The 24,865-nt window shown below is 71.6% G+C and carries 23 protein-coding genes; 9 read left to right on the top strand and 14 right to left on the bottom strand.

Translation table 11 applies throughout. The features are described from left to right. The first annotated feature begins 239 nt into the window (after positions 1 to 239). From ABT340_RS18810 to ABT340_RS18800, 3 genes are read left to right on the top strand one after another with little or no spacing between them, the layout of a single operon-like run. Positions 240 to 2,693, top strand: a complete 2,454-nt coding sequence (locus tag ABT340_RS18810) for a N,N-dimethylformamidase beta subunit family domain-containing protein (RefSeq protein ID WP_352012034.1) — start codon at positions 240 to 242, stop codon at positions 2,691 to 2,693. Between the two features lie 52 nt (positions 2,694 to 2,745). After that, positions 2,746 to 3,921, top strand: a complete 1,176-nt coding sequence (locus tag ABT340_RS18805) for an MFS transporter (RefSeq protein WP_352012033.1) — start codon at positions 2,746 to 2,748, stop codon at positions 3,919 to 3,921. Then, positions 3,918 to 4,952, top strand: a complete 1,035-nt coding sequence (locus ABT340_RS18800) for a TolB family protein (protein WP_352012032.1) — start codon at positions 3,918 to 3,920, stop codon at positions 4,950 to 4,952. The genes ABT340_RS18805 and ABT340_RS18800 overlap by 4 nt, the downstream gene beginning before the upstream one ends. 12 nt (positions 4,953 to 4,964) lie before the next feature. On the opposite strand, the gene ABT340_RS18795 is transcribed toward ABT340_RS18800, so the two are convergent. From ABT340_RS18795 to ABT340_RS18785, 3 genes are all read right to left on the bottom strand, one after another. Further along, positions 4,965 to 5,717, bottom strand: coding sequence for an HAD-IIA family hydrolase (locus ABT340_RS18795; RefSeq protein ID WP_386188055.1), 753 nt, complete (start codon positions 5,715 to 5,717; stop codon positions 4,965 to 4,967). Positions 5,718 to 5,823: 106 nt separating this feature from the next. After that, positions 5,824 to 6,258 (bottom strand): nuclear transport factor 2 family protein, encoded by a 435-nt coding sequence (locus ABT340_RS18790; protein WP_352012030.1) that lies wholly within the window; start codon positions 6,256 to 6,258, stop codon positions 5,824 to 5,826. Positions 6,259 to 6,282: 24 nt separating this feature from the next. After that, positions 6,283 to 7,182, bottom strand: a complete 900-nt coding sequence (locus tag ABT340_RS18785) for a TIGR03619 family F420-dependent LLM class oxidoreductase (protein ID WP_352012029.1) — start codon at positions 7,180 to 7,182, stop codon at positions 6,283 to 6,285. A gap of 43 nt (positions 7,183 to 7,225) precedes the next feature. Here ABT340_RS18785 and ABT340_RS18780 point away from each other — a divergent pair, with 43 nt between their 5' ends. Both ABT340_RS18780 and ABT340_RS18775 read left to right on the top strand, forming a co-directional pair. Further along, positions 7,226 to 8,161, top strand: a complete 936-nt coding sequence (locus ABT340_RS18780) for a phosphotransferase family protein (protein ID WP_352012028.1) — start codon at positions 7,226 to 7,228, stop codon at positions 8,159 to 8,161. 46 nt (positions 8,162 to 8,207) lie between these two features. Then, on the top strand, positions 8,208 to 8,471 hold the full coding sequence (locus ABT340_RS18775; RefSeq protein WP_352012027.1) for a TFIIB-type zinc ribbon-containing protein: 264 nt from the start codon (positions 8,208 to 8,210) through the stop codon (positions 8,469 to 8,471). An 81-nt stretch (positions 8,472 to 8,552) separates the two neighbouring features. On the opposite strand, the gene ABT340_RS18770 is transcribed toward ABT340_RS18775, so the two are convergent. Beyond that, positions 8,553 to 9,524: a hypothetical protein gene (locus ABT340_RS18770; protein ID WP_352012026.1), complete on the bottom strand. Its 972-nt coding sequence runs from the start codon at positions 9,522 to 9,524 to the stop codon at positions 8,553 to 8,555. A gap of 52 nt (positions 9,525 to 9,576) precedes the next feature. Further along, a complete protein-coding gene (locus ABT340_RS18765; protein WP_352012025.1) occupies positions 9,577 to 10,182 on the bottom strand; it encodes a phosphatase PAP2 family protein in 606 nt (201 codons plus the stop codon). A gap of 131 nt (positions 10,183 to 10,313) precedes the next feature. Here ABT340_RS18765 and ABT340_RS18760 point away from each other — a divergent pair, with 131 nt between their 5' ends. The 4 genes from ABT340_RS18760 to ABT340_RS18745 are packed head-to-tail and all read left to right on the top strand — an operon-like array spanning position 10,314 to position 14,845. Continuing rightward, entirely contained in the window at positions 10,314 to 11,507 is a 1,194-nt protein-coding gene (locus ABT340_RS18760; RefSeq protein ID WP_352012024.1) for a hypothetical protein, read from the top strand. 2 nt (positions 11,508 to 11,509) lie between these two features. Next, entirely contained in the window at positions 11,510 to 12,664 is a 1,155-nt protein-coding gene (locus ABT340_RS18755; RefSeq protein ID WP_352012023.1) for a toxic anion resistance protein, read from the top strand. Beyond that, positions 12,661 to 14,235: a vWA domain-containing protein gene (locus ABT340_RS18750; protein ID WP_352012022.1), complete on the top strand. Its 1,575-nt coding sequence runs from the start codon at positions 12,661 to 12,663 to the stop codon at positions 14,233 to 14,235. Before ABT340_RS18755 ends, ABT340_RS18750 begins: the two co-directional genes overlap by 4 nt. After that, positions 14,222 to 14,845, top strand: a complete 624-nt coding sequence (locus ABT340_RS18745; protein WP_352012021.1) for a hypothetical protein — start codon at positions 14,222 to 14,224, stop codon at positions 14,843 to 14,845. The genes ABT340_RS18750 and ABT340_RS18745 overlap by 14 nt, the downstream gene beginning before the upstream one ends. Before the next feature lie 135 nt (positions 14,846 to 14,980). On the opposite strand, the gene ABT340_RS18740 is transcribed toward ABT340_RS18745, so the two are convergent. From ABT340_RS18740 to ABT340_RS18700, 9 genes are all read right to left on the bottom strand, one after another. Further along, complete coding sequence (locus ABT340_RS18740; RefSeq protein WP_352012020.1) at positions 14,981 to 15,715, bottom strand: polyphosphate kinase 2 family protein; 735 nt, start codon at positions 15,713 to 15,715, stop codon at positions 14,981 to 14,983. A 42-nt stretch (positions 15,716 to 15,757) separates the two neighbouring features. Further along, positions 15,758 to 16,156, bottom strand: a complete 399-nt coding sequence (locus ABT340_RS18735) for a hypothetical protein (RefSeq protein ID WP_352012019.1) — start codon at positions 16,154 to 16,156, stop codon at positions 15,758 to 15,760. A 68-nt stretch (positions 16,157 to 16,224) separates the two neighbouring features. After that, entirely contained in the window at positions 16,225 to 16,854 is a 630-nt protein-coding gene (locus ABT340_RS18730; RefSeq protein WP_352012018.1) for a GTP-binding protein, read from the bottom strand. Then, entirely contained in the window at positions 16,835 to 17,224 is a 390-nt protein-coding gene (locus ABT340_RS18725) for a DUF742 domain-containing protein (RefSeq protein WP_352012017.1), read from the bottom strand. The genes ABT340_RS18730 and ABT340_RS18725 overlap by 20 nt, the downstream gene beginning before the upstream one ends. Beyond that, positions 17,221 to 17,649, bottom strand: coding sequence for a roadblock/LC7 domain-containing protein (locus ABT340_RS18720; protein ID WP_352012016.1), 429 nt, complete (start codon positions 17,647 to 17,649; stop codon positions 17,221 to 17,223). The genes ABT340_RS18725 and ABT340_RS18720 overlap by 4 nt, the downstream gene beginning before the upstream one ends. 98 nt (positions 17,650 to 17,747) lie before the next feature. Then, positions 17,748 to 20,219: a sensor histidine kinase gene (locus ABT340_RS18715; protein WP_352012015.1), complete on the bottom strand. Its 2,472-nt coding sequence runs from the start codon at positions 20,217 to 20,219 to the stop codon at positions 17,748 to 17,750. Positions 20,220 to 20,498: 279 nt separating this feature from the next. Further along, the gene (locus ABT340_RS18710) at positions 20,499 to 22,277 is read right to left on the bottom strand and encodes a prenyltransferase/squalene oxidase repeat-containing protein (RefSeq protein ID WP_352012014.1); all 1,779 of its coding nucleotides are present in this window, start codon (positions 22,275 to 22,277) and stop codon (positions 20,499 to 20,501) included. Next, positions 22,274 to 23,173: a terpene synthase family protein gene (locus ABT340_RS18705; protein WP_352012013.1), complete on the bottom strand. Its 900-nt coding sequence runs from the start codon at positions 23,171 to 23,173 to the stop codon at positions 22,274 to 22,276. The genes ABT340_RS18710 and ABT340_RS18705 overlap by 4 nt, the downstream gene beginning before the upstream one ends. After that, entirely contained in the window at positions 23,170 to 24,465 is a 1,296-nt protein-coding gene (locus ABT340_RS18700) for a cytochrome P450 (RefSeq protein WP_352012012.1), read from the bottom strand. Before ABT340_RS18700 ends, ABT340_RS18705 begins: the two co-directional genes overlap by 4 nt. Positions 24,466 to 24,865 lie beyond the last annotated feature (400 nt).

Here is a 24,865-nt window from a genome sequence, read left to right as displayed (position 1 = left end):
CGGCGAGCTGTCCACTATCGGCCAGAAGGCCGATACGCACCCTATGGCTTGTTCTTAGCTGTTTGTTTTAACTTGAGGCGGAGCCTTTGGCGAGAGGAGACAGCGCACGTTCTCCACGAGGCGACGAGAGCACGCATCGTTCGATCGCGTCGGCACAGCGGTCGCCCCGGCGCCTCGCCGGTGAGACGGCATGTCGTCCCGTGTGACCAGGGTTCCAGGGCCGGCAGAGAGGTGATCGAGTGATCGCGCGCAGACGACTGAGGACGGCACTGCTGGTCACGGCTCTGGCCGTCGCGATCGGCGGCTCCGGCCCCCTGGCCACGGGAGTGGGGACGGCGGCGGCCTGGCCCCAGACCCCGAAGGTCGACCCTCTCCCGCTTCCCGTCGATCCGGGCACGCCCCAGGAGGCGCTGGACGCCCTGGGGATCAGCGGCTATCCGGACCGGCTGAGCGTCCAGCCGGGTGAGTCCGTGAAGTTCATGGTGAGCACGAAGAGCCCCACCTTCAGGGCGACGATGGTCCGGGTGGTGCACGGCGACGCGGACCCGCGCGGACCCGGCCTCAAGGAGCAGGTCATCGAGTCCGCCGTCAACAAGGAGTACCCCGGCCGTCACCAGACCCTCCCCGTCGGCTCGTACGTGAGCGTCCCGGACGCCCCCGCCCTGCGGCTCGGCGGAAGCTTCACCATCACGGCGTGGATCGCGCCGACCACCGTTCCCGGCTCCGAGCTCAACCCCGTCGCCTACCGGCGGACCCCCGTCGGCACCGGGGCCGCGCAGGGGATCGTGACCAAGTGGTCGGAGAGGGAACAGGCCGGATACGGCATGTTCGTGGACCGGGACGGCGGGCTCGGCCTGCGGCTGGCCGACCGGTCCGGGCAGGCCCACACGGTGAGCACCGGCGTGCGGCTCAAGCCGTGGGCCCCGGCGCTGCGCGGGGTCGAGCCCGGCGGCGCCGTACGGCCGCAGCACGTGAACTCCTCCGGCTGGTACTTCGCCGCGGTCTCCTACGACGCCGGGACCGGGAAGGTGAGGCTGTACCAGTACCCGCTGACCGGCCACCCCAACGACTCCCAGGCCGTCATCACCCGCACGATCGAGGCCCGCGGGCTGAGAGACGCCACCGCCCCGCTGCTGGTGGCCGCCTACCAGGGAGCCCAGGACCGGCCCACCGGGTTCTACAACGGCAAGGTCGACGCCCCCCGGGTGTACGGCCGGGCGCTGGAGGAGCGGGAGGTCCAGGCCCTGCGCGACGGCGGCCCGGCCGGGCGGACGGCGCTCGCCCTCGACTTCTCCCAGCGGATGGACACCGACCAGGTCGTGGACGTCTCCCCCAACCGGCTGCGCGGCCGTACGGTCAACCTGCCGGTCCGCGCCGTCACCGGGCACAACTGGCAGGCCGACGAGCAGAACTTCAGGCGGGCGCCTGGGCAGTACGGGGCACTGTACTTCCACGACGACGACCTGGGCGACGCCGCCTGGGAGAGCGCCTTCACCTGGCGGGTGCCCGCCGACGCCCGCAGCGGCGTGTACGCGGCCAAGCTGGAGGCCGACGGACGCGTCTACCACGCGACCTTCGTGGTGCGCCCCAAGCGGGGCAAGGCCACCTCCAAGGTCGCCCTGCTGGTGCCGACCTTCAGTTACCTGGCCTACGGGATGACGGGCGGCCTGACGAGCGGGATGAGCCAGTACTCCCGGCACAGCGACGGCAGCGGCGTGGTCTACTCCTCCGCGCTGCGGCCCATCACCAACCTGCGCCCGCTCTCCACCGGCCCGAAGGGTGAGGGCAGGCCGTGGCAGTTCGAGGCCGACACCCACATCATCGACTGGCTGGAGTCCACCGGCCGCACCGTGGACTACGTCACCGACCACGACCTGCACCGGGAGGGCAGGAAACTGCTGGACGACTACCAGGTCGTCGTCACCGGCAGCCACCCCGAGTACACCTCCGAACCCATGCTCGACGCCCTGGAGGGCTGGCTGAACGACGGCGGCAGGCTGATGTACCTGGGCGGCAACGGCTTCTACTGGGTCACCCCGCTCGACCGCACCGGCACCTACACCGAACTGCGCAGGCACGACGGCACCGAGGCCTGGCAGAGCGCCCCCGGCGAGTACTACCACAACACCACCGGCGAGTTCGGCGGCCTGTGGCGCTTCCGCGGCAGACCCCCGCAGCAGCTGGTCGGCGTCGGCTTCACCGCCCAGGGCTTCGGCTCACGGCTGGGAACCGGCCTGTACAGCCGCCCCCTCGACCGCTCCCCCGAGAGCCACGACCCCAGGGCCGCCTGGGTCTTCGACGGCGTCAAGGCCACCGGCCCCATCGGCGACTTCGACTCCCTGCAGAGCAGGGGCGGCCCCATGGGCGAGGAGCTCGACCGCGCCGACTACGCCCTCGGCACCCCGGACAACACCGTCGTCCTGGGCTCGGGCACCGGCTTCGGCGACGAGTACATGTTCGTCAAGGAGGAGAACAACACGGCCAACCTCATGGAGGGCGGCACCGTCAACTGGCTGGTCCGCGGCGACGTGGCCCTCACCTTCTACCCCAAGGGGGGCGCGGTCTTCTCCGCCAGTTCGATCTCCTGGGCGGGCAGCCTGTTCTACAACCACTACGACAACGACATCTCCACCATCACCGGCAACGTCCTGAACGCCTTCTCCACCGACGGACCGCTCCCGGGCACCGGCTGAGGTGTACGTATCGGTACGCGACATCACGCGCGGCACGGGGCCGAGAGCCCCCGTGCCCCGGGTCGTCGTGGTCCTCGGCCTGGTGAGCCTGATCACCGACGTCTCCTCCGAGATGGTGACGGCCGTCCTGCCGCTGTTCGCGACGCTCGCCCTGGGGCTCACCCCTCTGGCGTACGGCATGCTGGACGGTCTCTACCAGGGCGCGACCGTCCTGGTCCGGCTGCTCGGCGGCTTCTTCGCCGACCGGCTGCGCCGTCCCAAGCTCGTGGCGGGCGCGGGGTACGCCCTCGGGGCCGCCGCCAAGCTGATGCTGCTGCCCGTGGCCGGCGCGGGGGCGCTGTCGGCCGCGGTCGCGGTCGACCGCGCGGGCAAGGGGCTGCGGACCGCGCCGCGTGACCTGCTCATCGCCACCGCGGCTCCCCCCGGCCGGCTCGGCAGGTCCTTCGGCGTGCACCGGGCCCTTGACGCGACCGGCGCGCTGCTCGGCCCCGTCGCCGCCTTCGGGCTGCTCGCGCTCGCGCCGGGCGACTTCGACATGGTCTTCGTCGTCTCGTTCTGCGCCGCGGTCCTCGGCGTGCTGCTGTTCCTGCAGCGTGTACCGGAGCACACCCCGTCCCCGGCCGGGCCGCTCTCGCCCCGCGACGTCGCGGCGCTGCTGCGGATCGGCGGGTTCCTGCGGCTTCTCTGCGCCGCCGCCGTGCTGTCGGCGGCGACGATCGGCGACGGCTTCCTCTACCTCGTCCTGCTGCGCGGCGAGTCGGTCACGACCCGCTGGTTCCCGCTGCTGTTCGTCGGCACGAGCCTGGTCTACCTCGCCCTGGCCGTGCCGTTCGGCAGGCTCTCCGACCGCCACGGCAGGAACCGCGTCTTCGCCGCCGGGTACGGCCTGCTGCTGTGCGCCTACCTCGCCGCGATCCTGGCCGGAGGCGTCGCCGGGGCCGTGCTGTGCCTGGCGTTCCTCGGCGCCTACTACGCGGCGACCGACGGCGTGCTGCCCGCCGCGGCCGCCCCCATGCTGCCCGCCGGGCTGACGGCGACCGGGATCTCCGTCGTCCAGACGGCGGTCGCGGGCGGGCGGGCCCTGGGCGCGGTGGCCTTCGGCGCGATCTGGACGGTCGCCGAGGGCGAGACCGCCGTGTGGATCTTCGTCGCCGCCCTCACCGCCGCCCTGCTCACCGCCGTACCGATGATCACACGAGCCCGCGACCGCCGTACGGAGGCCCGATGACCCAGCCCAGCGCGCGCGGGACCGGGAACGACAGGCTCATCAAGACGGCCGCGGTCCTCGTCGCCGCCGTTGCCGTGGGCTACGTCGTCCTTTCGGTGCTGCGCGCGGGGGCGACCGGCGCCGCGGGCGACGGCCGGGCCGAACTGCCCGAGGGCCGGCAGGTCGTGTTCCGGTCGTTGCGCCCGGGACCCGGGTTCGGCCACCTCGCCGTGCTCCCGGCCGCCGACGTGCGGCGCGAGCGCGTCGTCCTGCCGCCCCGCTGCGAGCGCACGGCCGCCTCCCCCGCGGGCGGCCTCTGCCTGCGCCAGACGCGCAACCCGATCCAGCCGTTCGCCGTCACCCTGCTGGACGAGCGGCTCCGGCCCGAAGGGGAGGCCCCGGTCACCGGGATCCCGAGCCGCGCCCGGATCTCCGAGGACGGCCGCTACTACGCGACGACGACCTTCGTGACGGGGCACTCCTACCTCTCCGACGGTTTCTCGACCGAGACCCTCATCGGCCGGGTCGGCGGCGACCCGGTCGGCAACGTCGAACGGTTCACGTTCCTGCTGAACGGGCGGCCGAACGACAACGCCGACCGCAACGTGTGGGGTGTGACGTTCGTCCCCGGCGGGGAGCGCTTCTTCGCCACCGTGGCCACCCAGGACCGCAGGTACCTCGTCGAGGGCGACATCGGGCGGCGCACCCTGACCGCCCTGCGGGAGAACGCCGAGTGCCCGTCCCTGTCGCCGGACGGCGGGCGCCTGGTCTACAAGAAACGGACCGGGCTCAACACCGACGTCTGGCGCTTCCACTCCCTCGACCTCGCGACCGGCGCCGAGACCCCGCTCGCGGAGACCCGCAGCGTGGACGACCAGGCGGCGTGGCTCGACGACGACCATGTGATGTACGCGGTGCCGAAGGGGGGCGCGGGCGGCCGCGACGCCGACGTCTGGGTGGTGTCCCTGAGCGGCGGCGCGCCGCGCCTGTTCATCCCGGACGCCGACTCGCCGACCGCCCGCGCCCCCGCCTCCGAGTTGCCGCTGCGCTGACCCCGGGCGGCGTCAGACGTCGGCGTCGATCAGATCGATCAGGTCGGCGACCGAGTCGGCCACCCGGGACGGGCGGAAGGGGTACCGCTCGATCTCGTCCTTGGACGTGACACCGCTGAGCACCAGGATCGTGTGCAGCCCGGCCTCCATGCCGGAGACGATGTCGGTGTCCATCCGGTCGCCGATCATGGCGGTGGTCTCGCTGTGCCCCTCGATGGCCCGCAGCGCGCTGCGCATCATCATCGGGTTCGGCTTGCCGACGAAGTACGGCTGCACGCCGGTCGCCTTGGTGATCATCGCCGCGACCGCGCCGCACGCGGGCAGCGACCCCTCACTCGACGGGCCGACCGGGTCGGGGTTGGTCGCGATGAAGCGGGCGCCGCCCTCGATGAGCCGGATGGCCCGGGTGATCTGGGTGAAGCTGTAGGTGCGGGTCTCGCCGAGCACCACGTAGTCGGGGTCGATGTCGGTCAGCACGTAACCGGCCTCGTGCAGGGCGGTCGTCAGCCCCGCCTCACCGATCACGTAGGCCGAGCCGCCGGGCCGCTGACCGTCCAGGAACCGCGCCGTGGCCAGCGCGGAGGTCCAGATCGACTCCGGCGGGATCTCCAGGCCGACGGCGCGCAGCCGTACGGACAGGTCCCGGGGGGTGTAGATGGAGTTGTTCGTGAGCACGAGGAAACGCCTGCCCGACTGGTGCAGGCGGCGGACGAACTCGTCCGCGCCGGGAACGGGGTGTCCTTCGTGGACGAGGACCCCGTCCATGTCCGACAGCCAGCACTCGATCGGCTTGCTTTCTTTCACCGTTCCCCCGCGTTACGGCCCGACAGATACGACATCACGCAACTAAGAATGACAGGTCCGGCATGCTTCACACGCCGCCGTCCCCCGTCACACGCCAGGCCTGTTCCTCGACCAGTTCCCCGCTGCGCCAGCCGTACGGCGTGCGGACCAGGCGGTGGTGGTGCCAGCCGCCGTGCCGGACGAGGCCGGCGTCCAGGACGCCTCCGGGAGGGACGAGCGTGCCGGTGTAGGGGACGGTCACCTCGGCCTCGTCCCCCTCGAACCTGACGACCGGCAGGCCGATCAGGTGGTGCCGCACCGGCCAGCGCGACAGCGTCTCGGCCAGCCACCGCCTGACCTCCTCGCGGGTGCCCCGGACGCCGCCCGCCGAGGTGTGGTCGAGCACCGCGCCCGCGGTGAACACGAGGTCGAGGCGTGCCCAGTCTCCGGCGTCCAGGACGTGGGCGTATCTGGCGAGCAGGTCGGCGATCTCCAGCCGGTCCGCGATCTCCCGTTCCCTCATGTCCCCATCCAACCCAACACCAGGTCAGGGTGCGAGGGCCTCCAGCGCGGCCTCCGCCCTGCGCATCGACTCACGGGGGTCGGCGTCGGGCGAACCGATCTCCGGATCGAAGTTGAGGTCGTGGAAGACCTCGGTGACGCCCTTGGCCTCAAGGGCGGCCACGTCCCGTCTGATCTCCTCGAACGATCCGGTCAGCGGGGCGCGCTCGGCCTCTCCCCCCGGCCTGACCCGGGTGACGCCCCGGGTGACGAAGCGCAGCGCCTCGGCGTCCCTGCCCGCCGCACGCGCCGCCTCCTTTACAATGTAGATTTTTTTGTCGACGCGGCCCAGGTCCTCACGGCTCGAACCGATCCAGCCGTCCGCGAGCCGGCCCGCCCGCCGCAGCGCGACCTCGGCGCTCCCGCCGAGCAGGATGGGCGGCGGCGTGGGCGGCTTGGGGTCCTGGTACGCGGGCGGCAACTCGTAGAACTCGCCCCGGTGTTCGACCGTCTCCTCCGACCACAGCCGCCGCAGCAGGCCGATGTACTCCTCGGCGCGCCGCCCCCGCCGTTCGAGGGGCACCCCGGAGGCGGCGAACTCCTCCGGCATCCAGCCGAGCCCGAGCCCGGCGTCAAGCCGCCCGCCGGAGACCGCCTGCAGGCTGGCCAGTTGCTTGGCCAGCAGCGGCGGCGAGGCGAAGGGCATGTTGAGCACCGCGACGCCGAGCCGTATCCGCTCGGTGACCCCCGCCAGGTAGGCCAGCGTCACCACCGGGTCGTGCACGCTGCGGTAGACCAGGTCCGTCCCGTGGCCCCGCGGGTACAGCAGCCGCTGGAAGGTCCACAGTTCGTGGTAGCCGAGCTCCTCGGCCCTGCGGGCGATCCGCACCATGTTGGCCGGTGAGGCCCAGGCCCCGGACAGCGGCGCCGCGAATCCGATCCTCATGCCAGCACCCTACGCGGGCCCGGATCGGTGGTTCACTTGCCGGGTGAGCGACAGTGAGGACTTTCACGACGGCCCCGACGACGATCTCATGGCCGGGCTCGGCCGCGTCGCGGCCCGGTACGGCACCGCCCCCGCCGAGGTGGTGCCGACCAGGCCGGACGTGGTCATCGTCCGGGCGGGCGGCGTCGTGGTGAAGGCGCACGCCCCCGGCGCCCCGCGCGAGCCGCTCGAACGGCGGATGCGGGCCGTGGCGCACCCGGCGCTGCGCGGGAGCATGCTCGGGCCCGTGACCGAGGAGGTGCTGTCGGTGGGCGGCAGGCTGGTCACCGTGTGGCCCGCGGGCACCCCGGTCGATCCCGCCGCCCCCGAGGCGGCCCCCTGGGAGGAGTCGGCGCGGCTACTGGCCCGGCTGCACGCCGTACCGGCCGGGGCGCTGCCGCCGCTGCCCGCCGCGGGCGGACCGGGCAAGGTGGCCGCCATGGCCGCCCGGCTGCGGGGCAACCCCTCGGCCGCGGCGCGGGCCGCCCTGGTCGCGCTGGCCTGCCTTCCGGCCCTGGACGCCGCCCCCGCCCCCGAGGTGACGGGGCTCACCCACGGTGACTGGCACATGGGCCAGCTCGTCAGGACCGGGGAGGGGTGGATCCTCATCGACGTCGACGACCTGGGGGTCGGCGACCAGGCCTGGGACCTGGCCAGGCCCGCGGCGTGGTTCGCCGCCGGGCTGCTCGACCCGGCCGTCTGGCACCGTTTCCTGGCCGCCTACCGGGCGGCGGGCGGGCTCGCCGCGGGTGTGGACGGCGACCCGTGGGAACGGCTGAACCTCCCGGCTCAGGCGATGACCGTGCAGCTCACCGCGGCGGCCGTGATCGCGGCGGAGCGGGAGGGGCGGCCACTGGACGAGGTCGAACAGACACTCGTCGACACCTGTCAGAGGATTGTCCAGTTCCGAACCGCCTGCCATAGTGTGCCCACGCAGTAGGTTGTGGTTACGCCAAAAGCAACCCTAGAACAAGGAGATCGGCCAGATGCAGTGCCCGAAGTGTCGGGGCAACATGCGCACCTATGAGCGCAACGGTGTCCACATCGACCAGTGCGACAGTTGTCGCGGCATCTTCCTGGACTACGGCGAGCTGGAGACGCTGACCCGGATCGAGAGCCAGTACCACTCCGCTCCCCCGCCTCCCCCGCCGCCGCCCATGCAGCACGGGGCTCCGGGCTGGGGCGCGCCGCACCACGGTCACTACGGTCACCACCGCCGCAGTTGGGTGGGCATGCTGTTCTCCAGCTGACGCCCTACGGGCCACCGGAGAGGCCGGGACCGCGATCTCGCGACGGAGGTCGCGGTCTCGTCGTTCCCGGCCCCCGGAGGATCAGCTGGGGAACTCGCTCGGTTTGATGTGCCTGGGCCGTACGGTGCCGCCGACGACGGCGTTGAGGGTCAGCGTCCAGTTGGTCCAGCGGATCTGCGACCAGGTGCGGGTGGTCCTGAACTTGACGGACTTGCCGAACTGCTCGAAGGTGCACGAGCGGCTGAAGGCGCGGGCCCTGGAGTCCCAGTCGACGCCGAGGGTGTAGTAGACCTTGTACGTGCCGTCCCGCACCCCCTTGATCTTGAACGACGACTTCTTGCGGACGTAGACCGAGATCACCTTCTTCTTGCCGCGTGTCAGCACGACGACCGCGTCCCTGTTGTTGCCGTTCTTCAGCTCCAGGTAGGCGCGTCCCGGACGGCTCTCGGAGGAGATGTAGGAGCCGTTGCCCAGGCGGCGCGACCGCTCGCCGCTGACCTTCACGGAGACGACGTCGGCCGGATAGCCGGTCAGCGCGCGGCCGCTGTCGCGCACCGGCGAGAGGCGTCCGCTCTCGTCGGCCCCCGTCAGCACCGCGGGCCCGGTGCACACGTCCTGCGCCTCGACGTCCTCCTTGGCGTCGGACAGCGCGCTCGTGAGACTTCTGAGCGCGCCCACGTAGTTGCCGTGCTGGACCTTGACGTCGGACGGCGGGACGAGGGCCTCCAGGCCCGAGACGGCGCTCTCCATCGTGGAGACCGTCCGTTCGAGCCGTTCGCCGAGGCCCTTGCCTCCGGTGTCGTTCAGTTTCCTGATGGCGTCCCTGATGGGGCCGCGCGCCTTGTTCAGTTCGGCGCGGTAGGCGTCGGCCGTGAGCTCGACGACCGTCGGCGCGGTGGCCGGGTCCGATCCCACGACGGGTCCGGTTCCCTCTCCGACCACACCGCCGGCGGTCGGGCCGCCGACCACGGGATCGTTCGAGCTTACGGTGGTGCAGGCGCTCAGGGCCATCGTGGTGACCACGGCGCATGAGATCAGTCGGGGGGCAGTCACCTGCCCAACTATCGCCGGGCCTGTCACGACCCGTCAAACGTGAAAAACCCGATCAGTCATCCTCCGCCTCGTTTACGGCGTTTCCTGGGGCCATTCCCCTGATGCGCGCGGCCCTCAGCAGACGTACGGCCGGCCACAGCCGCCGGGTCAGCACCCCGGCCGCCACACCGACCCCGGCCCCCGCGAACACGTCGCCCGGGTAGTGCACGCCGGTGTAGACCCGCGAGAAGCAGACCGCCGCCGCGAGAAGCGTGACGGGGGCGGCGACGGGCAGCGGAGCCTCCATCGCCACGGCGGTGGCGAAGGCGGCGGCCGAGGCCGAGTGCCCGGACGGGAACGAGGTCGAGGCGGGCACCCTGATCAGCCGGGCCAGCGGGAAGCCCTCCAGGGAGGGCCTGGAGCGGCCGAAGAACCGCTTGCAGACCAGGTTCACCGTCGGGCTGGCCACCCCGATCGCGAGCAGCCCCCGGGTGGCCGCGCGGCGCAGCGGCGCACGGCCGCTGAGCGCGCATCCCCCGGCGACCCCCGCCCACAGCAGCGAGTGGTCGGCCGCCCGCGACAGGGCGGGCAGGAGGCGTTCGAGGCCGGGGAGCCTGGCGTCCGCGACCGCCGCGAACACCCGCCGGTCCAGTGCGCCCAGCCGGGATCTCAGTCGCATGACGGCCTTTCCAGATGACGAAAGAATGAACGGCCTCTTAATTCTCATGCATACCCCGGCATCCGGCGCGCGTTCGTTTCCCCTCCTCCGATAATTCCAACAAGAGATGCTATTTGTAGAAATGGGGTGGAATGAAACGGTCGATCGGTGTCGTCCTCGCGCTGCTGCTCGGCGCCGCGGTCGTCGTGGCCGTCGTCCTGGGCAACAGGAACGACGAAGGCCCAGGTGGCGGCCTGGTGACGGTGCGCGGGGTGATCGGCTCGGAGAAGAAGCCCTTCTTCGAGGATCCTCAGGTCCGTGCCGCGTTCGCCAAACACGGCCTGCGGGTCGAGGTGGACACCGCGGGCTCCCGGCAGATCGCCACCGAGGTCAAACTCGACGGCTACGCGTTCGCCTTTCCCTCAAGCCTTCCCGCCGCCGAGAAGATCAGAAAGGACCGCGGGGTCTCCACCGTCTTCTCCCCCTTCTACTCCCCCATGGCCATCGCGACCTTCCAGCCGATCGCCGACCTGCTGACGAAGGCGGGCCTGGTGCGTGACTCGGGGCACGGCTACCCGGTGTTCGACGTCGCCAAGTATCTCGACCTGGCCGCCAAGGGCACCCGCTGGGACAAGCTGCCCGGCAACACCGCCTATCCGGCGCGCAAACGGGTGCTGCTGACCACGACCGACGTCAGGACCTCCAACTCGGCGGCCATGTACCTGGCCATCACCAGCTACGTCGCCAACGGCGAGGACGTGGTCAACAGCACCGCGCAGGTGACCGGGGTGGCGAGGACCGTGGCGCCGATCTTCCTCGACCAGGGTTACTCCCAGGCCTCCTCCGAGGCCCCCTTCGACGACTACCTGGTCATGGGGTCGGGCAAGACGCCGATGGTCATGATCTACGAAGCCCAGTACCTCTCCCACGCCTTCGCGGGGGACGGCTCGATCAAACCCGGGATGCGGCTGCTCTACCCGTCGCCGACCGTGCTGAGCAAGCACACGCTGGTGCCCCTCACCGCCGACGGCTCGCGGGTCGGCAAGCTGCTGACCGAGGACCCCGGACTGCGGGGCCTGGCCGCCAGGTACGGCTTCCGCACCGCGGACCCCGCGGCCTTCACCGCTCTGGTCGCCAAGTCCGGCGCCCCGGCGGCGCGTGACCTGGTCGACGTGGTCGAACCCCCCACCTACGAGCACCTGGAGGGGCTCATCACGAACATCGACCGGCTGTACGCCAGCGGCGCCGTGCCCCAGCAGGGAAACCCGGGCAGCCCGGGACGTCAGGAAGCCCCGGAAAAAGCGCCGGAAAAAGCGCCGGAAAAAACCTCGGAAGGAGTGCGCTGAAGGTGGCCGAGAACGAACTGGTGCTCACCCCCCCGGCCCCGGTCACGGCCGTCTCCCCGTCCACGGCGGCGACCATGCTGCCGCTGGCCGAGGGCCGCGCGGACGAGCTCGCCGCCAAGGCGCGGCGGTTCGCCGACGAACTGGCCGCACTCGACCACAGGGCCCCTGACTTCACCCGCAAGGTGAACGACATCTCCTCCATGGGGGACGGCGAGATCCGCTCCGCCTCCCAGACGGCCAACCGGATGCTCAAGCGCCCGGTGACCGCCCTGGCCTCGGCCAAGGGCGAGAGCGCGGACGCCCAGGGCCGGGTGGCCGACCGGCTGGTCGCGCTGCGCCGTACGGTGGTCGACCTCGACCCCAGGCAGGCGGCGAGCGGCCCGCGCAAGCTGCTCGGGCTCATCCCGTTCGGCGACCGGCTGCGCGACTACTTCGCCAGGTACCGCTCCGCGCAGCAGCACCTGGACGACATCATCAGGGCGTTGAAGTCCGGTCAGGACGAGCTGCTGAAGGACAACGCCGCCATCGAGGGCGAGAAGGCCAACCTGTGGGAGACGATGACCCGCCTGCAGGAGTACGCCGTGATGGCCGCCGAGCTCGACCGCGAGCTTGAGGGGCGCGTCCTCGTCCTGGAGGCCTCCGACCCGGAGAAGGCCACCGCGCTGCGCTCTGACGCCCTGTTCACCGTACGGCAGCGGCACCAGGACATCCTCACCCAGCTCGCGGTCTCCGTTCAGGGGTATCTGGCCCTCGACCTGGTCCGCAAGAACAACCTCGAACTCAGCAAGGGCGTCGACCGCGCCACGACCACGACGGTCGCCGCGCTGCGCACCGCGGTCACCGTCGCCCAGGCGCTGACCAACCAGAAGCTGGTGCTCGACCAGATCACCGCGCTCAACGCGACGACCGGCGACCTGATCCTGGCCACCAGTGAGATGCTGCGCACCCAGGCGGGGGCGATCCAGAACCAGGCGGCCTCGACGGTCGTCGACATGGACGTGCTGCGCAGGGCCTTCGACAACGTCTACGCGACCATGGACATGATCGACGGCTTCAGGTCGCAGGCCGTGGAGAGCATGGCGACCACCGTGGAGAGCCTGAACACCGAGCTGGCGCACGCCAGGACCTACCTTGAGCGCGCCGAGGGGGCCCGATGAGGCGTCTCGCAGGCCGTCGTACGGCCCGGTTGACGGTGGCGCTCGCGCTGCTCTGCGTGACCGCGCTCGCGGCGTGCTCGAACGGAACGGGCGACGAGGTCGAGGACGGCCCCGACGTCCTCAGGGTGCTGGCGGGAAGCGAGGTCAAGGACCTCGAACCGATGCTGCGGAACTCGGGGGTGAAGGTGCGGATCTCCTACGCCGGCACCCTGGACGGCGCCGAGCAGGTGGCCAGGGGCGACGCGGACGGCTCCTACGACGCGATCTGGTTCTCCTCCAACCGCTACCTGTCGCTGATCGACGGCGCCAAGGGCCGCCTGTCCACCGAGACCAGGATCATGTCCTCCCCCGTGCTGCTCGGCCTCAGGACGGCCAAGGCACGCGAACTCGGCTGGGAGGGCAGACCGATCAGCTGGCAGCAGATCGCGGACGCCGCCCAGCAGGGACGCTTCACCTTCGGCATGACCAACCCGGCCTCGTCCAACTCCGGATTCTCCGCGCTTGTCGGGGTGGCCGCGGCGCTGTCGGACGCCGGGGAGGCGCTGAGCCCGGAGCAGGTCACGGCGGTCACGCCCAAGCTGAAGCAGTTCTTCTCCGCCCAGCGGCTGACCTCGGGCTCCTCCGGCTGGCTGGCCGAGGCCTACGCCAGGGACGGCGGGGTCGACGGCCTGGTGAACTACGAGTCGGTGCTGCTGGGCGTCAAGGGGATGAGCCTGATCTACCCGAGCGACGGGGTGGTCACCGCGGACTACCCGCTGACCCTGCTGGCCTCGGCCACCCAGGAGAAGCGGGAGCTGTACGGCAGGCTGACCTCCTGGCTGCGCACCCCGGACACCCAGCGGCAGATCATGACCACCACCCACAGGCGACCCGCCGTGCCACAGGTACGGCCCGGCCCCGAGTTCGGCACCGCGCCGCTGCTCGAACTGCCCTTCCCCAACCGCAGGAGCACCGCGGACGGGCTGATCACCGCCTACCTCGACGAGGCGCGCGTCCCCTCCCGGGCCCTGTTCGTGCTGGACGTCTCGGGGTCGATGGAGGGCGACAGGATCGAGAACCTGCGCCGGGCGCTGGTCACCCTCACCGGCGCCGACACCTCGGCCTCCGGCACGTTCTCCCGCTTCCGCGACCGGGAGAACGTGATCATGATCCCGTTCAGCGGCTCGGTCGGGCAGCCGAAGTCGTTCACCCTCCCGGAGGGGAATCCGCAGCCGGTCCTCAACGAGATCAAGTCCTACGCGCAGGGCCTGCGGATCGAGGGCGGGACGGCGATCTTCGACGGGCTGCGCACCGCGTACCAGCAGGCGGCGACGGCCGGCGACGGGCACTACACGTCGGTGGTGCTGATGACCGACGGCGAGAACACCGACGGCATCTCCTACGACGACTTCGCCGCCTTCTACCGGGCGCTGCCCGGCGAGCAGCGGCGGACCAGGACGTTCGTGGTGCTGTTCGGCGACAGCGACGTCGAGGAGATGAGGCAGATCGCCACGCTGACCGGCGGCGCCGTCTTCGACGCCCGCGACGGGTCACTGGCCGCGGCGTTCAAGGAGATCCGTGGCTACCAGTGAGCGGGTGCTGAGGTATCTCGGCTCGACCAGGAACATCACCGGATGCGTCCTGGCCCTGGCCGGTCTCGGCGCCCACCTGCTCGGCCTGGCGGGCGCGTTCTGGCCGCTGGTCGTCGCCGGTCTGTACGGCGTCGGCGCGCTGCTGGCCCCGCCGGAGCGGATCAGGCTGGCCGTCTCCAACGCCGAGGTCGAGGCGGGCCTGCTCAGGACCGACCTGGAGGCGCTGCGGCGGAAGGTGCGCGGCTCGGCGCGTTTTCCCGAGGACGTGCAGGCCAGGGTCGGCGCCCTGGCCGAGGTGCTCGACGGCGTCCTCGGCCGGGCGGAGGCGCTGACCACCTCCCCCGACCACCTGCACGTCGTCTCCCAGACGATCCGCGACTATCTGCCCTCCAGCCTGGAGGCCTACGCCAACCTGCCCCGCTCCTACGCGCTGAGCCGCCGCTCGGAACGCGAACGCAGCGCCCACGAGGAACTGCTCGCCCAGCTCGGCCTGCTGGAGACCAAACTGGGCGAGGTGGCCCAGGCCGTGCACAGGGGCGACGACCAGGCCCTGAGAGACCACGGCCGCTTCCTCCGCGACCGCTTCACCTCCTCAGAGCTGGATCTCTAGTCCTGCGACCAGGCGCTTCGGCTTGGGCGCGTCGGTGCCTGGACCGAGGAGCGAAGGAGCGAAGCGGATGAGCGGCGAGGGAAAGCACCGGCCCGAAAGCGCCCAGGCCCGCGACGCCGCCAGGCGGGGCGGATGTCACAGCAGCTTCTCCTCCATCGCGGCGCAGACCGTTTCCACCACCACGACGCGGGCCAGTCGTTTGTCGTCGCCGGGGACGACGTGCCAGGGCGCGCAGGGCCGGTCGGTGCGGGCGAGCATCTCCTCGACGGCGGCCTCGTACTGCGGGCGCTTCTCGCGGTTGCGCCAGTCCTCGTCGGTCAGCTTCCAGACCCGCAGCGGGTCACCCGCCCGGTCCTCGAAGCGCCGTAGCTGTTCCTCCGGCGAGACGTGCATCCAGAACTTGACCATGATCATGCCCTCGGCGACGAGGGACCGCTCGAACTCCACGATCTCGTCGTAGGCCCGCGACCACTGTTCCTCGGTGGCGAACCCCTCGACCCGCTCGACCAGCACCCGCCCGTACCAGGAGCGGTCGAGCACGGTCATCCCGCCCCAGCCGGGCAGCACCGGCCAGAACCGCCACAGGAAGTGGTGCCGTTTCTCGTCGTAGGTCGGCGCGGCGAACTGGGCGACCCGTACGTGCCGGGGGTCGAGGGGACGCACGAGGCGTTTGATGGCCCCGCCCTTGCCTGAGGCGTCCCAGCCTTCGAACACCACGCACACCGGCGGGCCGATGCGGCGCTCGCCGATCTGCCCGCCCAGCATGAGTCTCAGCCGCAGCAGCCGTTCGAGGGCGGCGTCGAGCCGTTCCGTGGCCTCCTTCTTGGAGAGCTTCTGGGAGAGATCGACATCGGACAAACGGTGGTTCATGACCCCAAGCCTGACATCGAAGGCGGCGGGACCGCCACCGGCTCAGGTGACGGTGATCTTGAAGGTCGCCTGCTCCCGCCCGCCGTCCGCGCAGTCGGCGCAGGCGAGGAGGGTGATGGTGGCCGTGCCGCGATACTTGGCGTTGAACACGAAGTAGCGGGTCGCGCGCCCGTCCTCGGTCCGCCGCTCCTGACTGATGAAGGAGGCGACCCTGGCGTCCGGCAGGGCCGCGAGCCGCCAGCCCGCGGCGCCGTCGGTCACGGCGAGGGAGAAGCGCCTGCCGAGGGGGAGGCCGACCTCGACGGTCCTGCCCGCCTCCCCGCGCACGACGGTGCCGAAGTTGTAGACGGCGCCTCCGGCACCGCAGCCGGTGACCAGACCCGCCAGGCCGGTCAGCAGAACCGTCAGTACGGCCGCGACGGCCCGCGTTCGGTGAACCACGCAGGCCACACTAGCGACCGGGACCGCCGGTGCCGCACCTGGCCGTACGGCGCGCCCGGCGGGATCCCTCACTGGGAGACCGCGCCCCCGTGAAGGTCCCCTCCGACCGTCGCGCCGAGACGCGTCCGCATCGCGTGCTCGACCAGGGCGATCAGCACCTCCTTGCCCGACTCCCGCTGCCTGGCGTCGCACATCACGATCGGGATGTCCTCGTGGAGGGTGAGGCCGAGCCGTACCTCCTCCAGGTCGTAGCGGCGGGAGTCGTCGAAGCAGTTCACCGCGACGATGAAGGGCGTCTGGCGCCGCTCGAAGTAGTCGAGAGAGGGGAAGCAGTCGGCCAGCCTGCGGGTGTCGGCGATGACGACCGCGCCGAGCGCGCCGAGCGCCAGCTCGTCCCAGAGGAACCAGAACCGCTCCTGGCCGGGGGTGCCGAAGAGGTAGAGCCGGTAGGCGTCGCCGATGGTGATGCGGCCGAAGTCCATCGCGACCGTGGTCGTCCGCTTGCTCTCGACGCCGGACAGGTCGTCGATGCCGACGCCCCTGTTGGTCAGCGTCTCCTCGGTGCTCAGCGGCGCTATCTCGGAGACGGAGCCGACCAGGGTCGTCTTCCCCGCGCCGAAGCCTCCCGCGACCAGGATCTTGATCGCCCTGGGCAGCTTGATCCGGCCCGCGTCGCGGCTAGAGCGCACGGAGTCCATCGAGCACCGCCCTGTACAGCCTCTCGTCTTGCATGTCGGTCTCCGAATGCGGCTCTTGCAGGGCGATGTAGCCCTGGTCGAGCAGGTCGCCCAGCAGGACACGGACCGTGCCCGCCGGAAGGTTGATGTGCGCGGCGATCTCTGCGACCGACTGCGGCTGCAGGCAGAGCCGCACGATGGCCAGGCACTCAGGATCGAGCCCGGTGTCCCGCTGCGACAGGGCCCTGACGGCCACCGCCAGTGTGACGAGGTCGAATCTGCCGCTGGCCGGTTCCGTCCTGCCGCGGGTCAGGATGTACGGCCGGACGATCGCCCCGGCATCGTCACCCACCCACTGCGTGTCGGGCAGCTCCTCGAAGGGGTCGTTCATCGTGGTACGTCGTCCTTGACCGGCTCCGCCGTTCTGGCGGGCGAGATGAGGTACTGGCCGACCCGCGCGACGAGCATGGCCATCTCGTAGGCCACCAGGCCCACGTCGGCCTCGTTCGTGCAGAGCACCGCCAGGCAGGCGCCCTGGCCCGCCGCGGTCACGATCAGGTAGGCGGAACGCATCTCGATGATGGTCTGGCGTACCGCGCCGCCGTTGACCCGGTCGCTGACGCCCTTGCCAAGGCTCTGGATCGCCGATCCGACGGCTGCCAGGTGTTCGGCGTCCGACCGGTCGAACTCCGCCGAGGTCGCCAGCAACAGACCGTCGGTGGAGAAGACGATGCCGTGTTCGGCCTCTCCGACCCGCTCGATGAGATCGTCCAGCAACCAGGCCAGGTCGGTGGAAGATCCTGTTCCCTGCACCACTCGTAGTCCTCTTTCTGCCGGTGGGCGTTCGATCGTGTGTCTCTGGCGGCCCGTCTGCACCGGATCGGCGCGGCGGAGATCCGGGACGGTCCCGGTTCTCACCCGCGGGATCCGCCCCCGTCGGCGCGGTCATCCTCCTTGTCGAGCAGCTGTGCCGCGTCCGAACGCCCCCGGCGGGTGCCGTCCTGGAAGGACGCCATGGCCGTGCGGATCATCTCCGGGGAACGCTCGTCCGGATCTTCGGTGCCCGGCCCCCGCGGCGCGGGCTCGTCCTCCTGCAGCGGTGCGGCGAGGTGCGTCTGCGGCACGCGCCGCGGCAGGCCGCCGGGCGTGTGGCTGGTGTCGGGGGGAGGCAGGACGGGGGGCAGCGCCGTACCGGGACCGCCCTCGCCCACCTGGGGCTCCTGCACTCCTCCCGGGATCCTCCTGTGGGTGACCGGGCGCGTCTCGCGCCGCCCGGCGCCGCCCTGGCCGGTGCCCGTCAGCGGATCAGCGCCCCGGTTCCGTGGCCCCTGCGGCGGCTGAGGCGCTGCCTGGTGCCCTCCCTGGGGCCCGCCTTGGGTCGCCGCGCGGGGTCCGGCGTGCGGTGCCGGCTGGGCCAGCGGCCCTCCCAGGCCTCCCGGGCCTCCCACGCCGACCGTGCGGGGCTGCGGCACCGCGACGGCGGGTTCCGGCTCCCGCTCCGCCTGTTCCTTGATGAGCTCCTGGGGCAGCAGGACCACCACGGTCGTGCCGCCGTACGGCGAGGCCTTGAACGTCACCCGGATCTCGTGCCGTTCGGCCAGGCGGCTGACCACGTAGAGGCCCAGGCGGGCGTTGCCCGACAGCTTGAGCTCCGGCGGGTTCGCGATCCGCTCGTTGGCGGCGTCGATGTCCTCCTGGCTCATGCCCAGGCCCCGGTCCTCGATCTCCAGGGCGTGCCCGTGGGCCACGGAGTATCCGCTGACCTGCACCGTCGTGTAGGGCGGGGAGAAGGCGGCGGCGTTCTCCACCAGCTCGGCGACCAGGTGGATGACGTCGCCGACGGCCCGCCCGTCCAGCGCGACCTCGCCGAGCGGCAGCACGTCGACCCGGGTGTAGTCCTCGATCTCGGCCAGCGCGCCGCGGACCACGTCGATCATCGGCACCGAGTCGCGCCAGGCGCGTCCGGGGGCGGCCCCGGACAGCACCAGGAGGTTCTCGGCGTATCTCCGCATGCGGGTCGCCAGGTGGTCGAGGCGGAACAGGTCACGCAGTTCCTGCGGGTCGTCCTCCCGCCGTTCCATGATGTCCAGGACACTCAGCTGCCGGTGGACCAGCGACTGGGTACGGCGGGCGAGGTTGCGCAGGATGTCCGCGATGTCACGCCGTAGCTGCGCCTGCTCGGCCGCGACCTTGACGGCGGTGCGCTGTACGGCGTTGAAGGCCTGGCCGACGTGGCCGATCTGGTCGTTGCCGAACTCCAGCGGCGGCGCCTCCGCCGCGATGTCGACGTCCTCGCCGTGGCCGATGCGCTCGACCACGGAGGGCAGCCGCTCGTTGGCCAGGTCCCAGGCGGCGACCCTGAGCTTGTCGAGCTGCTGGACCAGGGTCCGCGCGGTGGTGATGGACAGGACGATCGAGGCGATGACGGCCAGCAGGCCGAGTCCGCCCGCGAGCGAGAGCCGTACGATCACGCCGGTGGCGACGGGGGTGGCCCGCTGGACGACGCCGTCTCCCGCGCTCAGCACCACCTCCTGGAACCTGGCCAGCACGACCTGGGTCGAGGCGGCCCACTGCCGGGCGTCGACGGGTTCGGTGGGGGCGGGCGCGCCGCCCCGCATGAGCTGCTCCTCCATGACGCGCATGCGGGTGAAGGGCTCGCTGCCGATCAGGCTGTCGCAGATGGCCCGGTCCGCGGCGGGCAGCTCGGTGAGGGCGTCCTGGAAGAGGAAGCGCCGGGTGCCGACGGTCTGCGCGAACAGGGCGCGTTCGGCGTCGGTCAGGCGGCCCGCGGTCAGGCCGCCCGCCGCGACGGCGTCCTCCAGGGCCAGAAGGTCCCTTGCCCTGCTCAGCTCGATGACCGTCCGGGTGTCCTTGGCGATGGCGGCGTCGTCGAGCGTCGCCATGGAGTCGTAGATCCGGTAGAGGGAGTCGACGACGTCGGTGAAGACGTCGGCCGCCTTGAGCCGGTCGATGGTGCCCGCGTCGATGGCCTTGCGGCCCTGCCGCAGGCCGTCGAGTCTCTGGACGGTCTCCGTGATGCGCCGGTTGAGGGCGTCGCCGCCGAGCCACTGGACGTCGCCGCCCTGGGCGAGGGCCCTGAAGTTGGCCACCGCGTCCTCGGTGCGTCTGCGCTGGGCGCTGAGGGTCTCGCGCTGCTGGCGGGCCGAGCCCGAGGTGCCGAGGTAGATCAGGCTGAGTCTGCGCTCGTTCTGCAGCTCGACCAGCAGCTTCTCGCTCGGTTCCGCGACGCTCGCGTCGAGCCTGGCCACGCCCAGCATGTTGAAGCCCTCACGTACGGTGACCCATGCGGTGAAGGCCCACAGCGCGATAAGTGACACCAGCAGTGCCGTGACCTTGGTCCGCAAACGCGCATTGCGCAAGCGCATAGCACCCATCCCGGCAAAAGTGAGAGAAAGTCACATTATCGTTTCACGACGATAAATACGTGTGAAGGAATAGACGCCACATTGCGCCGGACGACGGCATCCGGCCATGGCACCCGGAGAACCTTAGCAATATAGCCAATTACACTCAAGGCAACATTGACCAGATGTGGGCTTCTGTCCTTTTCGCAGATCAATATTCTGCGTTGAATTCCGGTCACCGTCCGCTGTCAGGGACGCGCCGGCCGGGCCGCCCTGCCGTGACCGGTGTGCCACGGCAGGTCACGGACGGTGGCGACGCGCCAGGTGAAGGGCGCCCAGGACGGCCGCCCTGACGATCGCCGCCGGGTAGTAAAGGTCTTTGTCGTGCCAGAGAGCGGGTCTGTCCAGCGGTTCCCCGAACCCGGTCACCATGGTCAGCAGCCTGCGGTGCCCGCGCTCGACGGCCGCCGCGCGGCGCTCCTGCTCGACGGCCTCCTCCGCGGCCCCCTCTGTGGCCCCTGTTGCGGCCCCTGTTGCGGCCCCTGTCGTGGCTTCTGTTGGGGCCTCTTCCGTGGCCGGCAGGGCGGCAGGCGTCAGCAGCAGGGTCTGCAGGGCGTAGGCGGTCTCCTCCGCCGTTCCCGTCCAGCGGCCCCATGAGCCGTCCTCACGCTGGGTGTCCAGCAGCCAGCGCGTGGCGCCGCGCACCGCGTCGGCCGACTCCGCGCCGCCGTACTCGCCGAGGGCCAGGGCGCAGCAGGCGGTCGCGTAGTACGGCGAGACGTGCCAGCGGTCCAGCCAGCTGCCGTCGGGTAGCTGGCGCCCGCGCAGCCAGGCCGACAGCTTGCCCGTCGCCGCCGCGTAACGCGCGTTCCGCCCGCCGGTGCCCGCCAGCCGCAGATACTCGCCGAAGGCGTCCAGCACGTGCGCGTTGACCGTCGGCGACGCCCCCTCCTCCCCCTGCCAGGTGCAGAAGTGGGTCTCGGTCTCGTAGGCCCACAGGGCGTCGGGCTCCCGGGGCGCGCGCAGCAGCGCCAGCGTGTACAGGCCGACGGAGGTGGTGTCGGCGTCCGGCGGCAGCCCCGGGCCCGCGGCGACGCCGCCGGGGCCGATGGCGGCGGCCAGCCCGGCCGTCAGCTCCTCCGGCACGGTCACCGGGACGCCCGCGCGCCGCAGCCAGCTCAGCGTCCAGCCCCGCTCGAAGACCGTCACGGGGGCCGCGCAGGGCACCGGGCCCGCGTAGCGGTCCACGACCGCCTCCAGGTAGTGGCGCACGGGTGAGTCCTCCCCCGGGCCGCCGAGCCACGCGGCGCCCGCGGCGGGCGAGGCGCCGATCGCGGCGGCCCGCCCCTCGCGGAGGGGCGTCGGGACGACTCCCGGGGCCTTCGACGCCGCCTCCGCGGCGACCTCCAGCGCGTGCAGCATCTTCTGCGGGACCGCGGCACCCGCGGCCAGCCCGGTCCTGACCAGCGCCAGCTTCCCGCCGTTCATGCCCCGGGGAGGCGGCAGCGGCTCCCCCTCCTCCAGCGCCGCCAGGTGCCCGTTGAGGCGGGCGAGCAGGTCGGGCACGATGAGCTCGACCGCCGGCATGTCCGGCAGTTCCCGCAGGTCGTAGGGGACGCGTGGATCACCGCCCCGGCCCGCTTCCGGCTCCGTACCGGCCCAGCGGCGCAGCGCGGCCAGGCCACGCCGTACGGCTCCGCCGACCGCCGCCTCGTCCGCGAAGGGAGTCCCCGAGGCGCCGGGGACACGCCCGAGTTCGGCGGCCAGCGCCTCGACCGCGGCGAGGGTGGGCACCAGCGCGTAGCCGCCGGGGGCGCCCCAGCCGCCGTCGGGACGCTGGGCGGCGAGCAGGAACCGCACGCGTTCGGCGTGGCCCGTGAGCCAGGGGGCCAGGCTCACCAGCCGTCCCGTCTCGTAGACCGAGACGGAGACCTGGCCCCACGGCTCGGCCGTCAGGCTCGCGACCAGCTCGGCCGCGGCCGCGGCCACCCGGCTCTCCTCGGGGGGAGCGCCCGGCTCCGGCGTCGTGTTCCGGCCCCGCGGTACGGCACCGGGCACCCGCAGGTCTTCGACGGTCACAGCGCACCCCAGTAGTCGGTGACCTGGTAGAAGCCCGCGCAGAAGTCCATCTGCCGCTCCAGGTAGCCCGCGAGTTCGGGGGCCCTGTCCCGCAGCGGGGCGATCAGCTCGCGGCTGCGCGCGGCCAGTTCGGCGACCCGCCGTTCGACCTCGGCGCGCTCCGGCCCGAGCAGCAGGGCGTTGAGGTCGCCCCAGACGACGTCGCGCTCGTAGGTGCCCAGGTCGTTGATGAGGCGGATCACCCGCTGCACCGATCTCGACGCCTCCACGACCTCGTCGAGGATCTCACCGAGACCTTCGACGGGGCTCTCGGCCGAGCCCGCGGTGTACAGCCAGTGGGCGGCGAAGGCGAAGCAGAAACCGAGGTTGTCGGCGTTGCCGAGGTAGTCGTCGAACCCGGGGGTGACCTTGTCGGCCTTCCAGCGGGCCTCGCGCAGCATCGCCTCCAGCATCCGCCCCAGCTCCGCGCGCCAGAACGGGCCCAGCACGGGGTGGGCGGGCGAGGCGGCCAGCTCGTCGCGGATCCCGGCGAGCATCAGGGTGAGGTCGTCGCCGTCCTCCGGCGCCGCGCCGCCTGCCACCTCCAGGCAGCGCCGTACGACGCCCTCCACCTCCTCGGGGGAGGTCGCGACGTAGTCGACGAGCCAGTCGAGGCCGAAGGCCCACAGGCAGACCTTGTTGGCCATGCGCAGCTGCTCGGCGGTGAACCAGGGCCCGCTGAAGGCCATGGCCAGCGACAGGGTGCTGTAGAGGGCCGCGTCGAACGGCTTGGCGGAGAACAGGCCGGGGTAGGCCTCGGCCCATTCGCGCATGTCCCGCTGGGCCCGGCCCGCGACGGCGCAGATCGTCCCGCACTCCGCGGCCTCGGGCCGGGGTGCGGCGTCCGTGCGGGTCACGCCGCCGCGCCGGGGGCGTGCCTGAGCGGGAGAAGGTTCATCATCACTTTCTCCCTGGGTCTGAGCGAGGCCGCGGGGAAGGGGGTGTACGGCCCCGCCGCGACCTGGAGGCGGAAGCGGCTCAGCACGGCGGCCACGATGAGGGGCGCCTCGACGTGGAACAGGTGCTTGCCCAGGCACTGGTGCGGCCCGCCGCCGAAGGGGAAGTAGGAGTAGCGGTGCGCGCCGTCCCGCGCGCCGGGCGCGAAGCGCTCCGGGTCGAAGTCGAGCGGGCGCTCCCAGAACTCGTCGAGCCGGTGGGTGGCGTAGGGGCTGATCAGCACCTGGGCGCCCGCCTTGATCCGCGTCCCGCCCAGCTCGGCGGTCCTGGCGGCCATCCTGGGGAAGATCCAGCCGGCCGGGTACAGGCGCAGCAGTTCCTGCAGGACCATGCCGGTGTAGCGCAGCTCGGGCAGGTGCTCCGGCGTCACGGGGCCGGCGCCGACGACCCGGTCGATCTCCTCCTGGAGCCTGGCCGCGACGTGCGGGTGGGCCTCCAGCAGCGGCCACAGCCAGGTCAGGGTCATGGCCGTCGACTCCGAGGCCGCGCCGTAGACGCTGACGAGGTTGTCGCGGATCTGCTGGTCGTCGAGCGGCGCGCCGCCGTCCTCCTGGCCGACCCGGCAGAGCGCGGAGATGACGTCGTGGCCGTCGCCGTGTTCGGCCCGCGCCTGGCGGATCACCGGGAACACCACGTCGTCCACCGTCTTGACGGCCCTCATGAAGGCCCGGTCGCCGGGGACCCGTACCGAGTAGGGCATGAACGGCATGAGCAGCCGGAAGTTGATCGAGGTCGCGGCCGTGTCGTAGGCGGGGGCCAGGAGCTCGCCCTCCTCGGGGGTGATCCGGTCGCCGAACAGCACCCGGATCACGGCCCTGTTCACGATCCTGGACATCTCCTCCATGATGTCGACGGGCCGTCCCGACGTGACGTACGCGTCGAGGCGGGAGACACAGCCGGTGATCACCTTCGCCATCTCCCCGGCGAGCGTGGCGATGTAGCGTCTGGTGAAGAGGGGCTGCAGGACCTTCCTGCTCGACTCCCAGGGCTCGTCCTCGCCCAGGACGCTGGCACCGGTCATGCGGCGCAGGGGGCGCCAGAACATGCCGTCGCGGCGGTAGCCGGTCCACTCGGCTCTCAGCACCCGCTGGACGTGGTCGGGATGGGTGACCAGATAGGGGCGGAAGAGCCCGAGGTCAAGCCGGACGACCTCGCCCTTCGCCCGTCTGCCCATCTCGGCCAGGGCGTTCACCGGGTCCCTCATCAGCCCGGGAAGGGCACGGTGAACGGGGACGGTCCTGCTCCGCCGGAATGTTCCCGCGGTCGCGTCGATCGACATTGCTACGCTCTCCCACCTCGCCTGACGCGAACACACGCAGCGTGACCGCCGCCCGCGGCGATGCCGGGGCGGTCGAACGCAATCAGGGACCGCGGCCACTCCGGTGTGACCCGTCCCACACGGGAAACAGTCAGGGCCGGTCGACCGGCGGCCCCTCTGTGTCCTTCCCGCGCCTCACCATGCGCCTTCTCACGCTCACATGACTAAAGGGCTTTAATACGCCTTTCACAACCCTTTGGGCGAAGTATCACATGATTGGCAGTGGGCGATCAAGGTCGCAGCCAAATAATCGTTTTACCATAACTGTAATGAA

This window comes from Streptosporangium sp. NPDC000239 (assembly GCF_040300765.1).
Classification (GTDB): Bacteria; Actinomycetota; Actinomycetes; order Streptosporangiales; family Streptosporangiaceae; genus Streptosporangium.
The sequence above is the reverse complement of the archived record's forward strand: the minus strand, read 5'-3'. Positions and strand labels throughout refer to the sequence as shown.

Coding starts and splice junctions, on each gene's coding strand:
- ABT340_RS18800 (WP_352012032.1), top strand. CDS start 3,918: ATGACCCAGCCCAGCGCGCGCGGGACCGGGAACGACAGGCTCATCAAG.
- ABT340_RS18795 (WP_386188055.1), bottom strand. CDS start 5,717: ATGGACGGGGTCCTCGTCCACGAAGGACACCCCGTTCCCGGCGCGGAC.
- ABT340_RS18790 (WP_352012030.1), bottom strand. CDS start 6,258: ATGAGGGAACGGGAGATCGCGGACCGGCTGGAGATCGCCGACCTGCTC.
- ABT340_RS18785 (WP_352012029.1), bottom strand. CDS start 7,182: ATGAGGATCGGATTCGCGGCGCCGCTGTCCGGGGCCTGGGCCTCACCG.
- ABT340_RS18775 (WP_352012027.1), top strand. CDS start 8,208: ATGCAGTGCCCGAAGTGTCGGGGCAACATGCGCACCTATGAGCGCAAC.
- ABT340_RS18765 (WP_352012025.1), bottom strand. CDS start 10,182: ATGCGACTGAGATCCCGGCTGGGCGCACTGGACCGGCGGGTGTTCGCG.
- ABT340_RS18760 (WP_352012024.1), top strand. CDS start 10,314: ATGAAACGGTCGATCGGTGTCGTCCTCGCGCTGCTGCTCGGCGCCGCG.
- ABT340_RS18750 (WP_352012022.1), top strand. CDS start 12,661: ATGAGGCGTCTCGCAGGCCGTCGTACGGCCCGGTTGACGGTGGCGCTC.
- ABT340_RS18740 (WP_352012020.1), bottom strand. CDS start 15,715: ATGAACCACCGTTTGTCCGATGTCGATCTCTCCCAGAAGCTCTCCAAG.
- ABT340_RS18730 (WP_352012018.1), bottom strand. CDS start 16,854: ATGGACTCCGTGCGCTCTAGCCGCGACGCGGGCCGGATCAAGCTGCCC.
- ABT340_RS18725 (WP_352012017.1), bottom strand. CDS start 17,224: ATGAACGACCCCTTCGAGGAGCTGCCCGACACGCAGTGGGTGGGTGAC.
- ABT340_RS18715 (WP_352012015.1), bottom strand. CDS start 20,219: ATGCGCTTGCGCAATGCGCGTTTGCGGACCAAGGTCACGGCACTGCTG.